This is a genomic window from Saccharopolyspora gloriosae (assembly GCF_022828475.1).
GTDB lineage: Bacteria > Actinomycetota > Actinomycetes > Mycobacteriales > Pseudonocardiaceae > Saccharopolyspora_C > Saccharopolyspora_C gloriosae_A.
Map to the genome: position 1 here is coordinate 1,057,730 of NZ_CP059557.1, position 16,066 is coordinate 1,073,795.

A 16,066-nucleotide genomic window follows, 5' to 3' on the forward strand; every position below is an offset into this window, starting at 1 on the left:
GGGTCTCAGCGCAGGAACGAGTCGCGGGAGAAGTCGTCGTCGTCCCAGTCCTGGGCGCGGCGATTGCTGCCGGACGGCGGGGTGGAGGTGCCGGCCGGTTTCTCCGCGCTGGGCGTGGCGGGCCGCTCCGGGCGGGGCGCGGGCTGGTCGTCCAGGCCTGCCGGGGGCTGGGCGCCGTGCGCGTTGTAGGCCTCGCGGAACTGCTCGGCGCGATCGCCCAGCACCGGTTCCACGGTGGCGTTCATGGTCTCCGCGGCCTGCTGGGTCGCCTGCCGGATCGTCTGCATGATCGTCTGCTGCAGGGCGGTGTGCGACTGGCGCATCGCCTGCTGGCTCAGGCGCAGGTCGAGGACGGCGCCCGAGGGGGCGACGGCCACCGTGACCGAGCCGTCCTGGCTGCTGGCCTCGCCGCGGATAGCGCTCATCTTGTCCTTGAGCTGTGCCGCGGCGGAGGCCTGCTCCTCGAAGCGGGCCAGCATCTCCTGGACGCGTTGCTGAGCACTGGACATTGAAAAATCTCCCCAGTTCCGGATGTTTTCAGGGAGCGTAGCCAGTGCGGTTCGCGTGCTGGGGATGTTCTGTCGATTCGGCCGTCGCGAGCGGCGTCGATCGTGGTGACGCGAGGCACAATAGGGGCAGTACGGGGTCTTGTCGACCTCTTGTATCTATGTGCTGCTCCACCTAAAGTTCTCGATGTTCGGAACAGTGATTCCGCATAGCGAAATCCTCGGTAGTGAGGAGGCGTGCCCATGTCCTCGACCAGCACCGCGGTCCCCGGCGCCGACCTCGACCGGTTGGTGCACCGCATTCGCGCGGTCCTCCCGGAACACTCGGTGATCACCGATCAGCAGCGGCGCCGCACCTACGAATGCGACGGCCTGGCCAGCTACCGGGTGGTGCCCGCCGTGGTCGTCCTGCCGGAGAGCACCGAACAGGTCCAGCACGTCGTCGCGGCCTGCGCCGAACAGCAGGTGCCCTTCGTCGCGCGCGGCTCCGGCACCGGACTGTCCGGCGGGGCGCTGCCGCACTCCGAAGGCGTGCTCATCGTGACCTCGAAGATGCGGCGCATCCTGGAGATCGACGTCGCCAACGAACGCGCCGTCGTCGAACCCGGCGTGATCAACCTCGACGTCACCGGCGCCGCCGCGCCGCACGGCTACTACTTCGCACCCGACCCGTCGAGCCAGCAGGTGTGCTCCGTCGGCGGCAACGTCGCCGAGAACTCCGGCGGCGCGCACTGCCTCAAATACGGCTTCACCACCCACCACATCCTCGGGCTGCAGGTGGTCACCCCCGACGGCGAGCTGGTCGAACTCGGCGGCCCCGCACGGGAAGCACCCGGCTACGACCTGCTCGGTGCGTTCATCGGCAGCGAAGGCACACTCGGCGTCGTCACCCGGATCACCGTGCGGCTGCTGCGCAAACCCGAAGCGGTGCAGACCCTGCTCGCCGGTTTCCGCTCGACCGACGACGCGGGCGCCGCCGTTTCCGCGATCATCAGCGCCGGTGTCACCCCCGCCGCCATCGAAATGATGGACGCGCTCGCCATCGAAGCCGCCGAACAAGCCGTCCACTGTGGATACCCCGACGGCGCGGGCGCCGTGCTCGTCGTCGAACTCGACGGACCCGTCACCGAAGTCGAGCACACCTTCGACGAAGTGCGCAGGCACTGCCACGAACACGGCGCCTTCGAGATCCGCGTCGCAGCCGACGATCACGAACGCGCCATGATCTGGAAAGGCCGCAAATCCGCGTTCGCCGCGGTCGGGCGGATCAGTCCCGACTACATCGTGCAGGACGGGGTGATCCCGCGGACCGCGCTGCCTGAAGTGCTCGGACGCATCGCCCGGCTCTCCACTGATTCCGGGGTCCGCGTCGCCAACGTCTTCCACGCCGGAGACGGAAACCTGCACCCCCTCGTGCTGTTCGACGATGCGGAGGACGGGGCGGCCGAACGCGCCGAAGAGGTCTCCGGGGCCATCCTCGACCTGTGCATCGAGCACGGCGGCTCCATCACCGGTGAACACGGCGTCGGCGCCGACAAGGTCAAGTACATGGGCCGGATGTTCACCGACGACGACCTCGACACCATGCAACTCGTGCGATGCGCGTTCGACCCGGCCGGAATCTGCAACCCGGGCAAGGTGTTCCCGACGCCACGACTGTGCGGCGAAGTCCCCGGCCCGCGCCGCGGCGTGCACCCGCTCACCGAAGCAGGATTGGCGGACCAGTTCTGATGCCCGCGAAGACCACCCCCACCGCCCGCGCCGCGCTGGAATCCGCGGTGGGCGCCGACCGGATCCGCGAAGCAGCGGAGACCGACGACGTGGCAGGCGTCCGGCCCACCTGGGTCGCCGCCGCATCCGGCACCGAGGACGTGTCGAAGATCCTGCGCGCCGCCGCCGAACACGAACTCACCGTCGTACCGCGAGGATCCGGGAGCAAACTCGACTGGGGCGCCGCGCCCCGCTCCGCGGACCTGCTGCTGGATCTGTCCGCGAACAGCGGAATCATCGAACACGCCGCAGGTGACCTGGTGCTCAGCGCCCGAGCGGGCACCCCGCTCGGCACCCTGCACGACACCGCCGCCGAAGCGGACCAGCAACTGCCCATCGACCCGCCGGTCCGCACCGCCACCGCGGGCGGCACCGTCGCCACCGCGACCTCCGGACCCGGCCGGTACTTCTTCGGAGGCGTGCGCGACCTGCTCATCGGAATCACCGTGGTGCGCGCTGACGGCACCGTGACGACCTCCGGCGGCAAAGTCGTCAAGAACGTCGCGGGCTACGACCTCGGCAAGCTCTACACCGGATCGTTCGGCACCCTCGGCGTGATCACCGAAGTGGTGTTCCGGCTGCACCCGCTCGCCGCCGAACACCGCTGGATCAACAGCACCGTCGACACCGCCGCCGACGCGGCCGCCATCGTCGACACCTACCGGCACTGCCAGGCCATGCCCACCGCCATCGAACTCGACCGTCCCGAACCCGGCGGCGCCATCACCGTGAGCGCCCAACTCGAAGGACGGCCCGACGCCACCTCCGAACGCGCCGAAACCCTCGCCCGCGACGTCGGCGGCACCGTCCACGATCACGCGCCGGACTGGTGGGGGGCATCCCCGTTCCGGCCCGCGGACAACGCGCTGCGGCTCGGCGCCGAACCGGCCGCGCTGACCGCGCTGCTCACCGCCGCCGACCGCGCCGCCGCCGATACCGGGCTGGCGCCCGCGCTGCGCGGAGCCGCCGGACTCGGCGTGCTCCACGCCGGACTGCCCGCCACCGCCGACGCCCGCGCCGTCAGCGAACTCGTCGCCGCACTGCGCGGCCGGCTCGGATACGTCGTGCTGGAACGAGGAACCGGCGCCGTGCGCGACGCACTCGACGCATGGGGTCCGCAGCCCGCCGGGGTGCTCACCCTGATGCGCCGCGTCAAAGACCAATTCGACCCCGGACACCGACTCGCCCCCGGCCGTTTCGCGGGAGGAATCTGATGAGCGACACCCAACCGGATGACGTGCTGCGCACCGGCGCCTTCGACGCACTGCACCCGCCGCAGCGCGAACTCATCGACGACTGCGTCCACTGTGGATTCTGCTTGCCCAGCTGCCCCACCTACGACCTGTGGGGTGAAGAGATGGACTCGCCGCGCGGGCGGATCTACCTCATGAAAGAAGGACTCGAAGGCGAACCCATGACCGACACCATGGTCGGTCACATGGACGCCTGCCTCGGCTGCATGGCCTGCGTCAGCGCCTGCCCCTCCGGAGTGCAATACGGCAGCCTCATCAACGACACCCGCGCCCAGATCGAACGCCGACACACCCGGGGCCGGTGGGAGAAACTGCTGCGCACCGCGATCTTCACAGTGTTCCCCTACCCGCGCAGACTCCGCGCCATGCGCGGACCGCTCGCCCTCTACCAACGGCTCCGCATCGGAAAACTGCTACGGCGCACCGGTATCACCGCGGCACTGCCGCCGCACCTGCGCACCATGGAAACGCTGGCGCCACCGATCAACCGGGCGCCCCGGCTCGGCCACCGGGTGCCCGCCCGCGGAACTCGCCGCGCCACCGTCGGCATGATCACCGGCTGCGTGCAGAGCGCCTTCTTCCCCGACGTCAACGCCTCCACCGCCAGAGTGCTCGCCGCCGAAGGATGCGACGTCGTCATCCCGCCCGCACAAGGATGCTGCGGCGCGCTCAGCGAACACTCCGGCCGTGAAGAGGAAGCCGTGGCCTTCGCGCGGTCCCTGCTCGACACCTTCGACGAGTCCCGAGTGGACCACATCGTGATCAACTCCGCCGGGTGCGGCTCGACCCTCAAGGAATACCCGCGGCTGCTGCGCGACGACCCGCACTACGCCGCCAAAGCCGAACGATTCGCCGCAAAAGTGCGCGATATCGCCGAACTGCTCACCGAACTCGGACCCGCCGCCACCCGCCACCCGCTGCCCGCCGCCATCGCCTACCACGACGCCTGCCACCTCAGCCACGGACAAGGCATCCGGTCCCAGCCGCGCGCCCTGCTCCGCGACATCCCCGGCATCGAACTGCGCGAGATCAACCGCGGCGAACTGTGCTGCGGCTCCGCCGGGATCTACAACCTGCTCCAGCCCGAAGCCGCACAAGAACTCGGCGACCGCAAAGCCGCCCACGTCCAAGACACCCGCGCCGACCTGCTCGTCACCGCCAACCCCGGCTGCTCCATGCAGATCCGCGCGGCACTGGAACGCCGCGGCGAGGCACTGCCCATGGCGCACACCGTGCAGGTGCTCGACGCATCGATCCGCGGCGCGACAGTGGACACGCTGCTGGACCGGTGAACCGGCGTGACAGGAACGTTCCCTTCCTCGGTGCCCGGCGACGGCGTGGGGTGACAGGAAGGTTCCCTTCCTCGCACTGGTGACAGGAAGGTTCCCCTCCTCGCGGTGCGCCCGCGGCGCCGCGCTCGGTGGCGGACCCGTCGAATACGCGCCGCGCGAACAGTTCCTTTTCGCACAGCGGTGACAGGAAGGGAACCTTTCTGCCACCGGTGACAGAAAGGTTCCCTTCCTCGCGGTCTCCCCGAGGACGAAGTCGATCAAGGCCCCGTACGAACCCCGGTGCCGCGTCCGGTTGGCGCTATCGGACTTGCGGACCCGCGGTTATCGTCGCCGTCTCGGCAGGCTGCCCTCCGCCCACAAAGGAGTGGTCGTGTACCAACAGATCCTGGCCCCGCTGTTCGGCTCACTCGGCTGGAGCGCGCTGGCGGCATCGCTGCCGTTGCTCGTGCTGTTCGCTCTGCTCGGCCTCATGCGCATGACGGCGTGGAAGGCCTCGCTCATCGCGTTGGCCGTCGCGCTCGCGATCGCGATGTTCGTCTACCCGATGCCGGTGGACCAGGCACTGCTGTCGGCCACGCTCGGGGCGGCGTTCGGCTTCTTCCCGATCCTGTGGATCGTCATCAACGCCATCTGGATCTACCAGATGACCGTGACGACCGGGCATTTCGATGTGCTGCAACGAAGCTTTTCCCGGATCAGCGGGGACCGCCGCATCCAAGCCATGATCATCGCGTTCTGCTTCGGGGCGTTGCTGGAGGCGCTCGCCGGGTTCGGCACGCCGGTCGCGATCACCACCGTGATGTTGCTGGCGCTCGGCATCAGCCCCATGACCTCGGCCGTCGTCGCGCTGGTCGCCAACACCGCCCCCGTCGCCTACGGGGCGCTCGCGTCACCGCTGGTGACGCTGGCGAGCGTGACCGAGCTGCCACTGGCCGACCTCGGCGCCATGACCGGTAGGCAGACCCCGCTGCTCGCGCTGTTCGTCCCCCTGGTCCTCGTCGGCATCATCGACGGAGTCCGCGGTGTGCGGGAGACGCTGCCCGCCACCCTCACCTGCGGATTCACCTTCGCCGTGGCCCAGTTCGTGGCGTCCAACTACGTGTCCGTTCCGCTGACCGACATCATCGCCGCGCTCGTAGCGGCCGGGGCGACCGTGCTGCTGATGCGAGTGTGGACACCTCGCGGAGCCGAACCGCCCGCCTCCGAACCCGCGGGCAGCCGCGCGGAAGTGCTGCGGGCCTACGCGCCGTACCTGATCATCATCGCGGTGTTCGTCGTCGCCCAGCTGGGTCCGGTCGCCGACCTGCTCGACGCGGTCACGCTCAAGTTCAACTGGCCCGGACTCGACATCCGCGATGCCGGAGGGGAAGCGCTCTCGCTCACCGAGTTCAAGTTCAACTGGTTGTCCGGAGCGGGATCACTGCTGCTGATCGCAGGTCTGATCACCATTCCCGTGATCGGTATCAGAGCACGTGACGCCCTCGGCCGGTACGGCGCCACCTACCGGCAGCTCGCCTGGGCGATCGTGACGGTGATGACCGTGCTCGCCATCGCCTACGTCATGAACACCTCAGGGCAGACCGCGACCCTCGGCACCTGGATGGCCGCCACCGGCGGTCTGTTCGCCTTCCTCTCGCCGATCCTCGGCTGGCTGGGAGTGGCCGTCACCGGCTCGGACACCTCGTCCAACTCGCTGTTCGGTGCCTTGCAGGTCACCGCGGCCGAGCAGGCCGGAATCGACCCGATGCTGGCCGCGGCCGCCAACGGATCGGGCGGCGTGCTCGGCAAGATGATCTCTCCGCAGAACCTCGCGATCGCCGCCGGAGCCGTCGGCATGGCCGGGCGTGAGGGCGACCTCTTCCGCCGGGTCCTCCCGTTCAGCCTCGGCTTCCTCCTGCTGATGTGCGCGCTCATCGCCCTGCAAGCGACCCCGGTCCTGTCCTGGATGACGTGGATGTGAGGAAGGGAACCTTCCCGTCACCGGCGCGAGGAAGGGAACCTTCCTGCCACCAACGTGCACGTTGCGCGCTTGAAGGCTGCGAGGAGGGGAACCTTTCTGTCACCGGTGGCAGGAAAGTTCCCTTCCTCGCATCGACGGGCATTGACTGTGACAGTGATGGTGTCACACTCTGGGTGGAGTAACAGGCCGCAACGAGGAGGCACGTCGCCCATGTCCGAGGCGCTCGTCTACGACGCGATCCGCACCCCCCGCGGTCGCGGAAAGAAAACCGGATCGCTGCACGGGACCAAACCGATCAGCCTGGTCGTCGGACTGGTCGACGAACTCCGCAGGCGCCACCCGGGACTCGACCCCGAACTGATCGACGACCTCGTGCTCGGAGTCGTGTCCCCGATGGGTGACCAGGGCGGCGACATCGCCAAGACCGCCGCGCTGGCATCCGGTCTGCCCGACACCGTCAGCGGCGTCCAGCTCAACAGGTTCTGCGCTTCCGGCCTGGAAGCCGTGAACGTCGCGGCGCAGAAGGTCCGCTCCGGCTGGGAGGACGCGGTCCTCGCCGGCGGCGTCGAGTCCATGTCCCGCGTGCCGATGGGCTCCGACGGCGGCGCCTGGGCGATGGACCCGGAGACGAACTTCGACACGTCCTTCGTGCCGCAGGGCATCGGGGCCGACCTGATCGCCACCCTCGAAGGCTTCGACCGCACCACCGTCGACACCTACGCCGCCGAGTCCCAGACCCGCGCTGCCAAGGCCTGGGCCGACGGGCGGTTCTCCCGCAGCGTCGTGCCGGTGGTCGACCGCAACGGCCGCACCATCCTGGACAAGGACGAGCACATCCGCGCCAACACCACCGCGGACAGCCTCGGCGGCCTCCAGCCGTCCTTCGCGGCCATCGGCGACATGGGCGGATTCGATTCGGTCGCGCTGCAGAAATACCACTGGGTGGAGCAGATCGACCACGTCCACACCCCGGGCAACTCCTCCGGGATCGTCGACGGCGCGGCGCTGACCCTCATCGGCAGCGAAAGCCTTGGTGAGCGCACCGGCCTGCGCCCGCGCGCCCGCATTCTCTCCGCGGCGCTCAGCGGAGCCGACCCGACGATCATGCTCACGGGGCCTGGCCCCGCCGTGCGCAAGGCGCTCGCCAAGGCGAACATGACCATCGACCAGATGGATCTGATCGAGATCAACGAGGCGTTCGCCGCGGTGCCGCTGCGGTTCATGAAGGAATTCGGCGTGCCGCACGACAAGGTCAACGTCAACGGTGGCGCCATCGCGATGGGGCACCCGCTCGGCGCGACGGGCGCCATGATCCTGGGCACCCTCATCGACGAGCTCGAACGCCGTGAGCAGCGCTACGGCGTCGCCACCCTCTGCGTCGGCGGCGGCATGGGCATCGCCACCGTCATCGAACGGCTCAGCTGACCCCACCCCGCACCGAAGCCGCACCGGCCGTTGCGCCGCGAGGAAGGGAACCAACCTGTCACCGGTGGCAGGAAAGTTCCCTTGCTCGCACCACCGCCGCAGTTCGGGCCGGGCGCTCGCGAACCACGAAGGACATTTCCGCGATGAGCGACCAGAGCACCATTCGCTGGGACCAGGACGCCGACGGCATCGTCGTTCTCACCCTCGACGACCCCCAGCAGCAGGCGAACACGATGAACGACCGCTACGTGCGGTCGATGGAGGAGACGCTGCAGCGCCTCCAAGACGAACGCGACAAGATCACCGGCGTGGTGCTGACCTCGGCGAAGAGCACCTTCTTCGCGGGTGGCGACCTGCGTGACCTGGTGCGGGTCCGCCCCGAGAACGTCGAAGAGTTCGCCGAGGTCAGCGCCACGACCAAACGGCAGCTGCGCACCTTGGAGACCATCGGGGTGCCGGTCGTCGCAGCGCTCAACGGCACCGCGCTCGGCGGCGGCCTCGAGATCGCGCTGGCCTGCCACCACCGCATCGCGCTCAACGGCTCGAAGACCCGCTTCGGCCTGCCCGAGGTGACGTTGGGCCTGCTGCCCGGCGCGGGCGGCGTCGTCCGCACTGTCCGCATGCTCGGCATCGCCGACGCCCTGCTCAAGGTCCTCACGCAGGGCCAGCGCCTGCGTCCGGAGAAGGCCAAGGAACTCGGCCTGATCGACGAGGTCGTGGAGGACGCCGACACGCTGCTGAGCCGCGCGAAGGACTGGATCAAGGCCAACCCGGAGGCGGTGCAGCCCTGGGACCAGAAGGGCCACAAGATCCCCGGTGGCACGCCGTCGAACCCGAAGTTCGCCGCGAACCTGCCCGCGTTCCCGGCGAACATCCGCAAGCAGCTCAAGGGCGCCCCGATGCCCGCGCCGAAGCACATCCTCGCCGCGGCCGTCGAAGGCTCCCAGGTGGACTTCGACACCGCGCTCGAAATCGAGGGCCGCTACTTCGTGGACCTGGCAAGCGGTCAGACGGCGAAGAACATGAGCAAGGCCTTCTTCTTCGACCTCCAGCACATCAACTCCGGCGGCAGCCGTCCCGACGGCATCGAGCGGTGGAAGGCGAGCAAGGTCGCCGTGCTCGGCGGCGGAATGATGGGCGCCGGCATCGCCTACGTCTGCGCGAAGGCCGGTATGGAGGTGGTCCTCAAGGACATCTCCTTGGCCGCCGCCGAGAAGGGCAAGGCCTACTCGGAGAAGATTCTCGGCAAAGCCGTCGACAAGGGGCGGAGCACCGCCGCAGAGCGCGACGAGGTCCTCGGCCGCATCACCGCGACCGACCAGAACGAGCAGCTCACCGGCTGCGACCTGGTAATCGAGGCGGTCTTCGAAGACACCAAGCTCAAGCACCAGGTGTACAGCGAGATCGAAGACGTCATCGACGGCGACGCTCTGATCGCCTCCAACACCTCGACGCTGCCGATCACCTCGCTCGCCGAGGGCGTCCGGCGGCGTGAGGACTTCATCGGGCTGCACTTCTTCTCCCCGGTCGACAAGATGCCGCTCGTGGAGATCATCTGCGGTGAGCAGACCAACGAACGCGCACTGGCCAGGGCGTTCGACGTCGTGCAGCAGATCAAGAAGACGCCCATCGTCGTCAACGACAGCCGCGGGTTCTTCACCAGCCGCGTCATCGGGACCTTCTTGCACGAAGGCGTGGCGATGCTCGGCGAGGGCGTTCACCCCGCGACGATCGAACAGGCATCGAACCAGGCCGGGTTCCCCGCGCCGGTCCTGCAACTGTTCGACGAGCTCACCCTGACCCTCCCGCGCAAGATTCGGGAAGAGACGAAGCGGGCCATCGAGGAAGCAGGCGGCACCTGGACCCCGCACCCCGCCGACGAGATCCTCGACCGCATGGTCGAGGAATTCGAGCGGCCCGGCCGTTCGGGCGGCGCCGGGTTCTACGAGTACACCGACGGTGTGCGCGGGGGACTGTGGCCCGGACTCGTGGACCGGCTGGGTGCGGGCAGCGTCGACCCGACGAAGGTCGAACTCACCGATCTCACCGAGCGGTTGCTGTTCATTCAGGCCATCGAGACCGTTCGGTGCTTGGACGAGGGCGTGCTGCGGTCCGTTCCGGACGCCAACATCGGGTCGATCTTCGGCATCGGCTTCCCGGCGTGGAGCGGGGGAGTGGTGCAGTACATGAACGGCTACGCCGGTGGCCTCGCCGGTTTCGTCGAGCGTGCGAAGGCGCTCGCCGACACTTACGGGCAGCGCTTCACCCCGCCGGAATCCCTGGTGCGCCGAGCCGAGACGGGCGAGCCGTTCGCACTCGGCGAGCCGGACGACGAGATCGTCAGCGCCACCTCGGCGGCATGACAGGAAAGTTCCCTTCCGTCGGCGACACGTCACCGGGGCGCTCATGACAGGAAGGTCGCTTTCCACGCACCAGTGACAGGAAGGCGACCTTCCTCGCCCCGGCGAACCCGCTGAGCGCGAAGCTCCAGCCGGCCGCTCGAAGCGAGGAGGGAACCTTTCTCGCACCGGTGGCAGAAAGGTTCCCTTCCTCGCACCGATCCGGGCATGAAAAAGGGGCGTCGGACCGTGTGGTCCGGCGCCCCTTCTGGGCACTGCGCAGCGCGGCGCCTACTCGGGCACCGCTGTGGTCATCGCTGTCCGGGCAGCTGTGGCAGTCCGGTGGCGACGTTGTGCACGATCTGGCCGGGGACGGAGGTGAGCTCGTCGGCCTTCGTCATCTCGGCGACCTTCCCGGCGGCGGGCACGACATCGCCCACCTTCGGCAGGTCCGCGCCGCGCAGGTCGTGCTTGAGCAGCGCGTCGGGCCGGGCGGCCGGGCCGACGGTGTAGCCCTGCGCGGCGGTGAGGGCGACCGCGGTGTCTCCGGCGGAGACACCCTGGTGGTCGGGCTGCCGCGGCCCGATCTCGGCGTCGAGGAAACCGCCGCCGGGTGCGCGCGACTCGAGCAACCCGGTGTGCCGCGGCTCCGCCTTGACGCCGATGGTCGGCCGGGTCTTGGTGAGGTCCTCCAGCCGCAGGCGTTCCGCACCGATGTGCCCGGTGATGCGGGCGGGCTTGCCGTTGCTCAGCAGCGGCTCACCGTCACGCAGCTCCCCGGCGATGCCGTGCGTGGTGGTGACGATGTCGGCACCGACCTGCTTGAGCACGTTCGGTGCGCTGGCGCGCAGTTGTGCGTCCACGCAGGGTGCTTTGGTGCTGTTGAAACCAGGAGCGTCCTGCATGCGGCAGGCGTCCACCGGCGCGGTGATGCCGATGTCGTCGGGCACCGAGGACAGGTCCGGCTTGACGAGTTCGGGTCCTGGCGCTGCCGAGGCGGTGCCGGCCCCGACTGCGGCGAATCCCGCGGCCACGACGGCTGCTTGCAACGTGCGCGTGGTCCAGGGGCGCAAGATCAGTTCTCCTTGGTGTCGCGAGTGGGGCTCGGCTCCCGGCCCGGCGCCGGGGTGCGGTGCCGGGACGGGAACCTGGTGAGGCCGTCCGGTGCGGATGTCGGCGACCCGAACGGGCCGTGCGAAGTCACCTGCTACTCCAGACGATCAACGCGCTCCCCATCGACACTCTGGCGACCGCTCTTGATCCCTTGAGAAGTAATGCCCCTCGATCGAGTGGTTTTCGGCTGCTCGTTCTGCGGATGGGCAGCGGGGGTGGGCGGCTGTCAGCTCTCCGGCATGAGGCTGGGGCTGATCAAAGCCATGAGGTGCTGGGTGGCGTGTTCGGCGGTGATCTCGGGCCGCTTCTCCCGCCACAGCGCCAGCCGCTCGCAGGCGCCGATGATCGACTCGGCGAATGCTTCGAGGCGAACCTGGTCCAGTTCGGGCCGGCTGGCTTCGAGCAGCCGGGCGGTGAGCTCCGTCTGCTGTTCCCTGGTGGCTTCGAGCTCCGTGTTGACCGTCGCCATCGGGATGGCGGCTTCATTGCGCAGCAGTGCCCAGGACTGGGCGTGATCGTCGCTGAAGCGGAAGAACGCGAGCAGGCAACCGTGCAGCAGCTGGGCGTTGTCCCCGGCGGCGGCCGCCGCGGCTTCGGTCGTGGCGTCGAGCAGTTCTCGTCGCGCGCGTTCGACACAGGCGAGCAGCAGTCCTTCTTTCGAGCCGAAGTACTCGTACAGCATCGGCTTGGACAGGCCCACGCGGTGCGCGATGTCGTCCATGGACGTGGCTTGGTAGCTGTTGGTCGCGAATACCTGCTCGGCGACGGCCAGGATCTGCTGTTCCCGCTCTGCCCTGGGGAGACGTTTGCGTCGCCCGTTCGTCACGGAGTTTCCGCCAGCCTGCTGAACATTCACGATTCAACCCTACCGAGAAACGCCTCGACGAACCCTACCGAAGGTAACCTACTCATAGTAGGCTACTTGTTGGTAGGAAGGTGTGGTCGACCAGGGAGGGCTGGAATGACGCAGGCGTCACCGCAGCGACACGACACGTCCGTCGTCATCGTGGGCACCGGGTTCGCCGGGCTGGGCACGGCGATCAAGCTCAAGGAAGCGGGCATCCACGACTTCATCGTGTTGGAGAAGAGCGACGATCTCGGCGGTACCTGGCGCGACAACACCTATCCGGGATGCGCCTGCGATGTTCCCTCGCTGATGTACTCCTTCTCGTTCGAGCAGAACCCGGACTGGTCCCGGCTGTTCGCCGAACAGCAGGAGATCTCCGATTACCTCCAGCGCTGCGCGGACAAGTACGGCATCCGCGAGCACATTCACTACGGCGTCGAGTTCACCGGCGCGGAATACGACGAGGACCTGCACAACTGGCACGTGTCCACCGCGTCCGGTGCCGAATACGTCGGTCGCGCACTCGTGTCCGGTGTCGGTGCGCTGCACATCCCCAGCTACCCGGAGCTGAACGGGCTGGAACGTTTCCAGGGCGAGGTCTTCCACTCGGCTCAGTGGAATCACGACTACGACCTGGAGGGCAAGCGGGTCGCCGTCGTCGGAACCGGTGCCAGCGCCATCCAGTTCGTGCCGAAGGTGGCCGCGCAGGCGTCCAGAATGCACCTGTTCCAGCGGACGCCGCCGTGGGTGCAGCCCAAGCCGGACCGCGAAATTCCGGAAAAGGTGCGGAAGTTGTTCCGGCGGGTCCCGCTCTTGCAGCGCGCCGCTCGTGCCGCGGTGTATTGGACGCTCGAGTTCCGCTCGGTGGCGGTGCTGCGAAGCAAACTGCTCGGGAAGATCTCCGAGCACCTCGCCAAGCGCTACATCCGCCGAGTCGTGAAAGACCCCGAAGTGCGCGAGGCGGTCGTTCCCAAGTACTCCATGGGGTGCAAGCGGATCCTGCTCTCCAGCGACTACTACCCGGCGCTCAACCGGCCCAACGTCGACCTCCGCACGAGCGGTGTCGCTGAAGTCAAGGAGAACTCGGTCGTCACCGGCGAGGGCGAGGAGTACCCGGTCGACGCCATCATCTTCGGGACCGGGTTCCACGTGACCGACGCTTTCGACCACCTCGACATCGTCGGTCGCAACGGGCGGAAGCTGCGGGACGCCTGGAAGGACGGGATGCAGGCCCATCTGGGCGTGACCGTCTCCGGCTTCCCCAACCTGTTCTTCCTGCTCGGGCCGAACACCGGACTCGGGCACAACTCCGTCGTGTTCATGATCGAGTCGCAGATCAACTACGTGCTCAGCTGTCTGCGGCCGATTCACCGCGGTGAGGTCGATCAGATCGACGTGCGGCAGTCCGTGCAGGACGAATTCAACGACAAGATCCAGCACCAGCTCTCCGATGCGGTGTGGTCCGCCGGTGGATGCCAGAGCTGGTACCTGGACGTCAATGGCGTCAACCGGACCATCTGGCCCGGCTTCACCTGGAACTATTGGCTGCGCACCCGCAAAGCCGATCCGGCCGACTTCGAGATCAAAGCGGCAACCGGGCGCCATTGATGCTTCGCACGGGCGTTCGATATAGTTCGGGCGTCGTTGTTGGAACAGCCCCGGCTGAGTTCACCCGGTGTTGGGCCGGAGGGCGGGGCGCATCTTGAGCTAGGGGCTCCGATGCCACAGGCCCGCACGTTGTCGTCCGACGAGATCCGGGGACTCCGCGAAGAACTGTCCTCCGGTGGTACACCGACGCTGTGGTTCACCTCAGCCGCGGTCGGTGTACCTGAGGGGCGCTCCGGCAAGGTCGTCGCACTCGACGATCCGGCGGAGGGTGACTTCATCCAGATCCGCCCGGCGGGGTCGAAGGACGTGCTGTCCTTCTCGGCTGCGGAGGTGACGGCGGTCAAGCCGCCGCGCAAACGCAAGGAGCCCGAGCCGGTGGCCCCGGCTAGCGTCGCCGAACCGGCCAAGACCTCGGCGAAGGCGCCGGAGCCGAAACCGGCCGCCGAACCCGCCGGCCCGGAGCCGTCGAGCTCAGCGCCGAGCGCCAGTGCCGGATCCGCGCCGAAATCAGCCGCGGCGGCGAATCGGCGCAAGCCGAAGCCGCCGGCGGGCGCCACGGTGATCTTGACGGCCGACCAGGCGGGCCAGTGGAACGTTGAAGTCAGCACCGGCAAGAAGCGCGTCCTGCGCCCCACGCCAGTGTCGACCTCGGCCGTGGCTCAGGCGGCCAAGTCCTTGCACGAAGAGGTCGCCGCCGCCGTCGAACCGCTGTTGGAAGCGGCGCGGGAGCAGCAGCGCGAACGCGTCGAACAGCTCGAGCAGCAGCTCGCCGAAGCCCAGCGCATGCTCCACGACCTCACCGAGTGACCCCGGCCGACGGGCGGAGAGTGACAGGAAGGTTCCCTTCCTCGCGGGAGGGAACGGCTACGGCCGTTGCGAGGCGGTGTCGCCGGGGGCGGACGGCAGGAAGGTTCCCTTCCTCGCTTTCGCGGCCCACTGGCCGCCCGTGAACGATCGCGGCACGCCCGAACCCAGGCTCACGTCCAACGGTTTCAGCCCAGCGCGGTCGCAGGTGAAGATCGGTGCGAGAAGGCGCCTAGAATCGAGCACGTGACTCGGATGCTGACCCCACGCTGGTTGCTGCTGCACGCGGTGTTCGTGGCCGCGGTGATCGCAACGGGTTTCTTGGCGTGGTGGCAGTGGGATCGGGCGCACGAAGCGGGCGGAAGCTTCCAGAACCTCGGCTACGCCCTGCAGTGGCCGCTGTTCGGGGTGTTCACGCTCTGCATGTGGTTCTGGTTGATCCGCATGGAACTGCAGCAGAACTCACAGCAGGAGCCGGAGACGGTGTCCGGCGAAACGGCAACGGCGGAAACGGCAGCGGCGGAAGCAGCGGGCGACGGCGCCACGAGCCGCAGGCGGCCGCTCGTACCGCCGCCGGCGCCTCCCGTGGAGGTAAGCGAAGATCCGGAGCTCGCCGAGTACAACCGCTACCTCGCGGAGCTCAACGACGCCGACCAGCGGGCAGGCTGACCAAGCCGGATTCCGGGCTCAGTTGAACGTGATGTCGCCGTTGATCTGTTCGCTCTGAATCAAGTTGCGCACGGTGCCGGAGTTCTGGTTCACCACGCGGTTGTGCGATGCGGACAATTCGTGGTGCACGTCCGCGCCTGCTTCGCGCAGCTCCGCGTCGAACTCGGGATCGTCCTGCGAAACCTGGTCCAGACGTTCGGCCAACGCCTGGATCTGAGGCTGCCCCGCCGACGTTCCTTCGGCGGCCTCCAACGCGGCCAGCGTCTCCGGGTCGGCACGACGGCGCAGCAGGCCGCGCACCTTGTCGAGCGCGCCCTGCGCGGCGCTCCCCAGTGCAACGGCGATCTGCCCGCCGAGCGCGGTGGCCAGGGAATCGAAGAACGGGTCGACCATTGGTTCCTCCGCAACGGTTCGTTGTGACCAAGTGTAGGCGTTCGATCACCGGGCTCACTGAGACTTCGGTTGAACCGCAGCGATCGT

Annotated in this window: 14 protein-coding genes; 9 read left to right on the forward strand and 5 right to left on the reverse strand. The window is 68.3% G+C overall.

What is annotated here, in order from left to right; all coding sequences use genetic code 11:
* Positions 1–5: 5 nt before the first annotated feature.
* The gene (locus tag H2Q94_RS04535) at positions 6–509 is read right to left on the reverse strand and encodes a YbaB/EbfC family nucleoid-associated protein (RefSeq protein WP_243792333.1); all 504 of its coding nucleotides are present in this window, start codon (positions 507–509) and stop codon (positions 6–8) included.
* A 240-nt stretch (positions 510–749) separates the two neighbouring features.
* Between H2Q94_RS04535 and H2Q94_RS04540 the strand changes: the two genes are divergently transcribed.
* The 6 genes from H2Q94_RS04540 to H2Q94_RS04565 all read left to right on the forward strand — a co-directional run bounded on the left by H2Q94_RS04540 (position 750) and on the right by H2Q94_RS04565 (position 10,569).
* Positions 750–2,237, forward strand: coding sequence for an FAD-linked oxidase C-terminal domain-containing protein (locus tag H2Q94_RS04540; protein ID WP_243792335.1), 1,488 nt, complete (start codon positions 750–752; stop codon positions 2,235–2,237).
* Complete coding sequence (locus tag H2Q94_RS04545; protein WP_243792338.1) at positions 2,237–3,490, forward strand: FAD-binding oxidoreductase; 1,254 nt, start codon at positions 2,237–2,239, stop codon at positions 3,488–3,490. Before H2Q94_RS04540 ends, H2Q94_RS04545 begins: the two co-directional genes overlap by 1 nt.
* Positions 3,490–4,821: a glycolate oxidase subunit GlcF gene (gene glcF, locus H2Q94_RS04550; RefSeq protein ID WP_243792340.1), complete on the forward strand. Its 1,332-nt coding sequence runs from the start codon at positions 3,490–3,492 to the stop codon at positions 4,819–4,821. The genes H2Q94_RS04545 and glcF overlap by 1 nt, the downstream gene beginning before the upstream one ends.
* Positions 4,822–5,191: 370 nt before the next feature.
* Positions 5,192–6,781: an L-lactate permease gene (locus H2Q94_RS04555; protein ID WP_243792342.1), complete on the forward strand. Its 1,590-nt coding sequence runs from the start codon at positions 5,192–5,194 to the stop codon at positions 6,779–6,781.
* Between the two features lie 210 nt (positions 6,782–6,991).
* Positions 6,992–8,206, forward strand: a complete 1,215-nt coding sequence (locus H2Q94_RS04560; RefSeq protein ID WP_243792344.1) for an acetyl-CoA C-acetyltransferase — start codon at positions 6,992–6,994, stop codon at positions 8,204–8,206.
* Positions 8,207–8,349: 143 nt separating this feature from the next.
* On the forward strand, positions 8,350–10,569 hold the full coding sequence (locus tag H2Q94_RS04565; protein WP_243792346.1) for a 3-hydroxyacyl-CoA dehydrogenase NAD-binding domain-containing protein: 2,220 nt from the start codon (positions 8,350–8,352) through the stop codon (positions 10,567–10,569).
* A 287-nt stretch (positions 10,570–10,856) separates the two neighbouring features.
* Here the strand turns inward: H2Q94_RS04565 and H2Q94_RS04570 are convergent, their stop codons facing one another.
* The 3 genes from H2Q94_RS04570 to H2Q94_RS04575 all read right to left on the reverse strand — a co-directional run bounded on the left by H2Q94_RS04570 (position 10,857) and on the right by H2Q94_RS04575 (position 12,484).
* Positions 10,857–11,618 carry a hypothetical protein gene (locus tag H2Q94_RS04570; RefSeq protein ID WP_243792348.1) on the reverse strand — a complete coding sequence of 254 codons (762 nt, stop codon included), beginning with the start codon at positions 11,616–11,618 and terminating at the stop codon, positions 10,857–10,859.
* Positions 11,619–11,620: 2 nt separating this feature from the next.
* Complete coding sequence (locus H2Q94_RS30430) at positions 11,621–11,749, reverse strand: hypothetical protein (protein ID WP_258718660.1); 129 nt, start codon at positions 11,747–11,749, stop codon at positions 11,621–11,623.
* 135 nt (positions 11,750–11,884) lie between these two features.
* Positions 11,885–12,484, reverse strand: a complete 600-nt coding sequence (locus tag H2Q94_RS04575; RefSeq protein ID WP_243792350.1) for a TetR/AcrR family transcriptional regulator — start codon at positions 12,482–12,484, stop codon at positions 11,885–11,887.
* Positions 12,485–12,619: 135 nt separating this feature from the next.
* On the opposite strand from H2Q94_RS04575, the gene H2Q94_RS04580 reads away from it, so the two are divergent.
* From H2Q94_RS04580 to H2Q94_RS04590, 3 genes are all read left to right on the forward strand, one after another.
* The gene (locus tag H2Q94_RS04580) at positions 12,620–14,113 is read left to right on the forward strand and encodes a flavin-containing monooxygenase (protein WP_243792352.1); all 1,494 of its coding nucleotides are present in this window, start codon (positions 12,620–12,622) and stop codon (positions 14,111–14,113) included.
* 111 nt (positions 14,114–14,224) lie between these two features.
* Entirely contained in the window at positions 14,225–14,920 is a 696-nt protein-coding gene (locus tag H2Q94_RS04585; RefSeq protein WP_243792354.1) for a DUF6319 family protein, read from the forward strand.
* 252 nt (positions 14,921–15,172) lie between these two features.
* A complete protein-coding gene (locus H2Q94_RS04590) occupies positions 15,173–15,586 on the forward strand; it encodes a hypothetical protein (RefSeq protein WP_309501166.1) in 414 nt (137 codons plus the stop codon).
* 18 nt (positions 15,587–15,604) lie between these two features.
* Here H2Q94_RS04590 and H2Q94_RS04595 read toward each other — a convergent pair whose 3' ends face one another.
* Complete coding sequence (locus H2Q94_RS04595) at positions 15,605–15,979, reverse strand: hypothetical protein (protein WP_243792358.1); 375 nt, start codon at positions 15,977–15,979, stop codon at positions 15,605–15,607.
* Positions 15,980–16,066 lie beyond the last annotated feature (87 nt).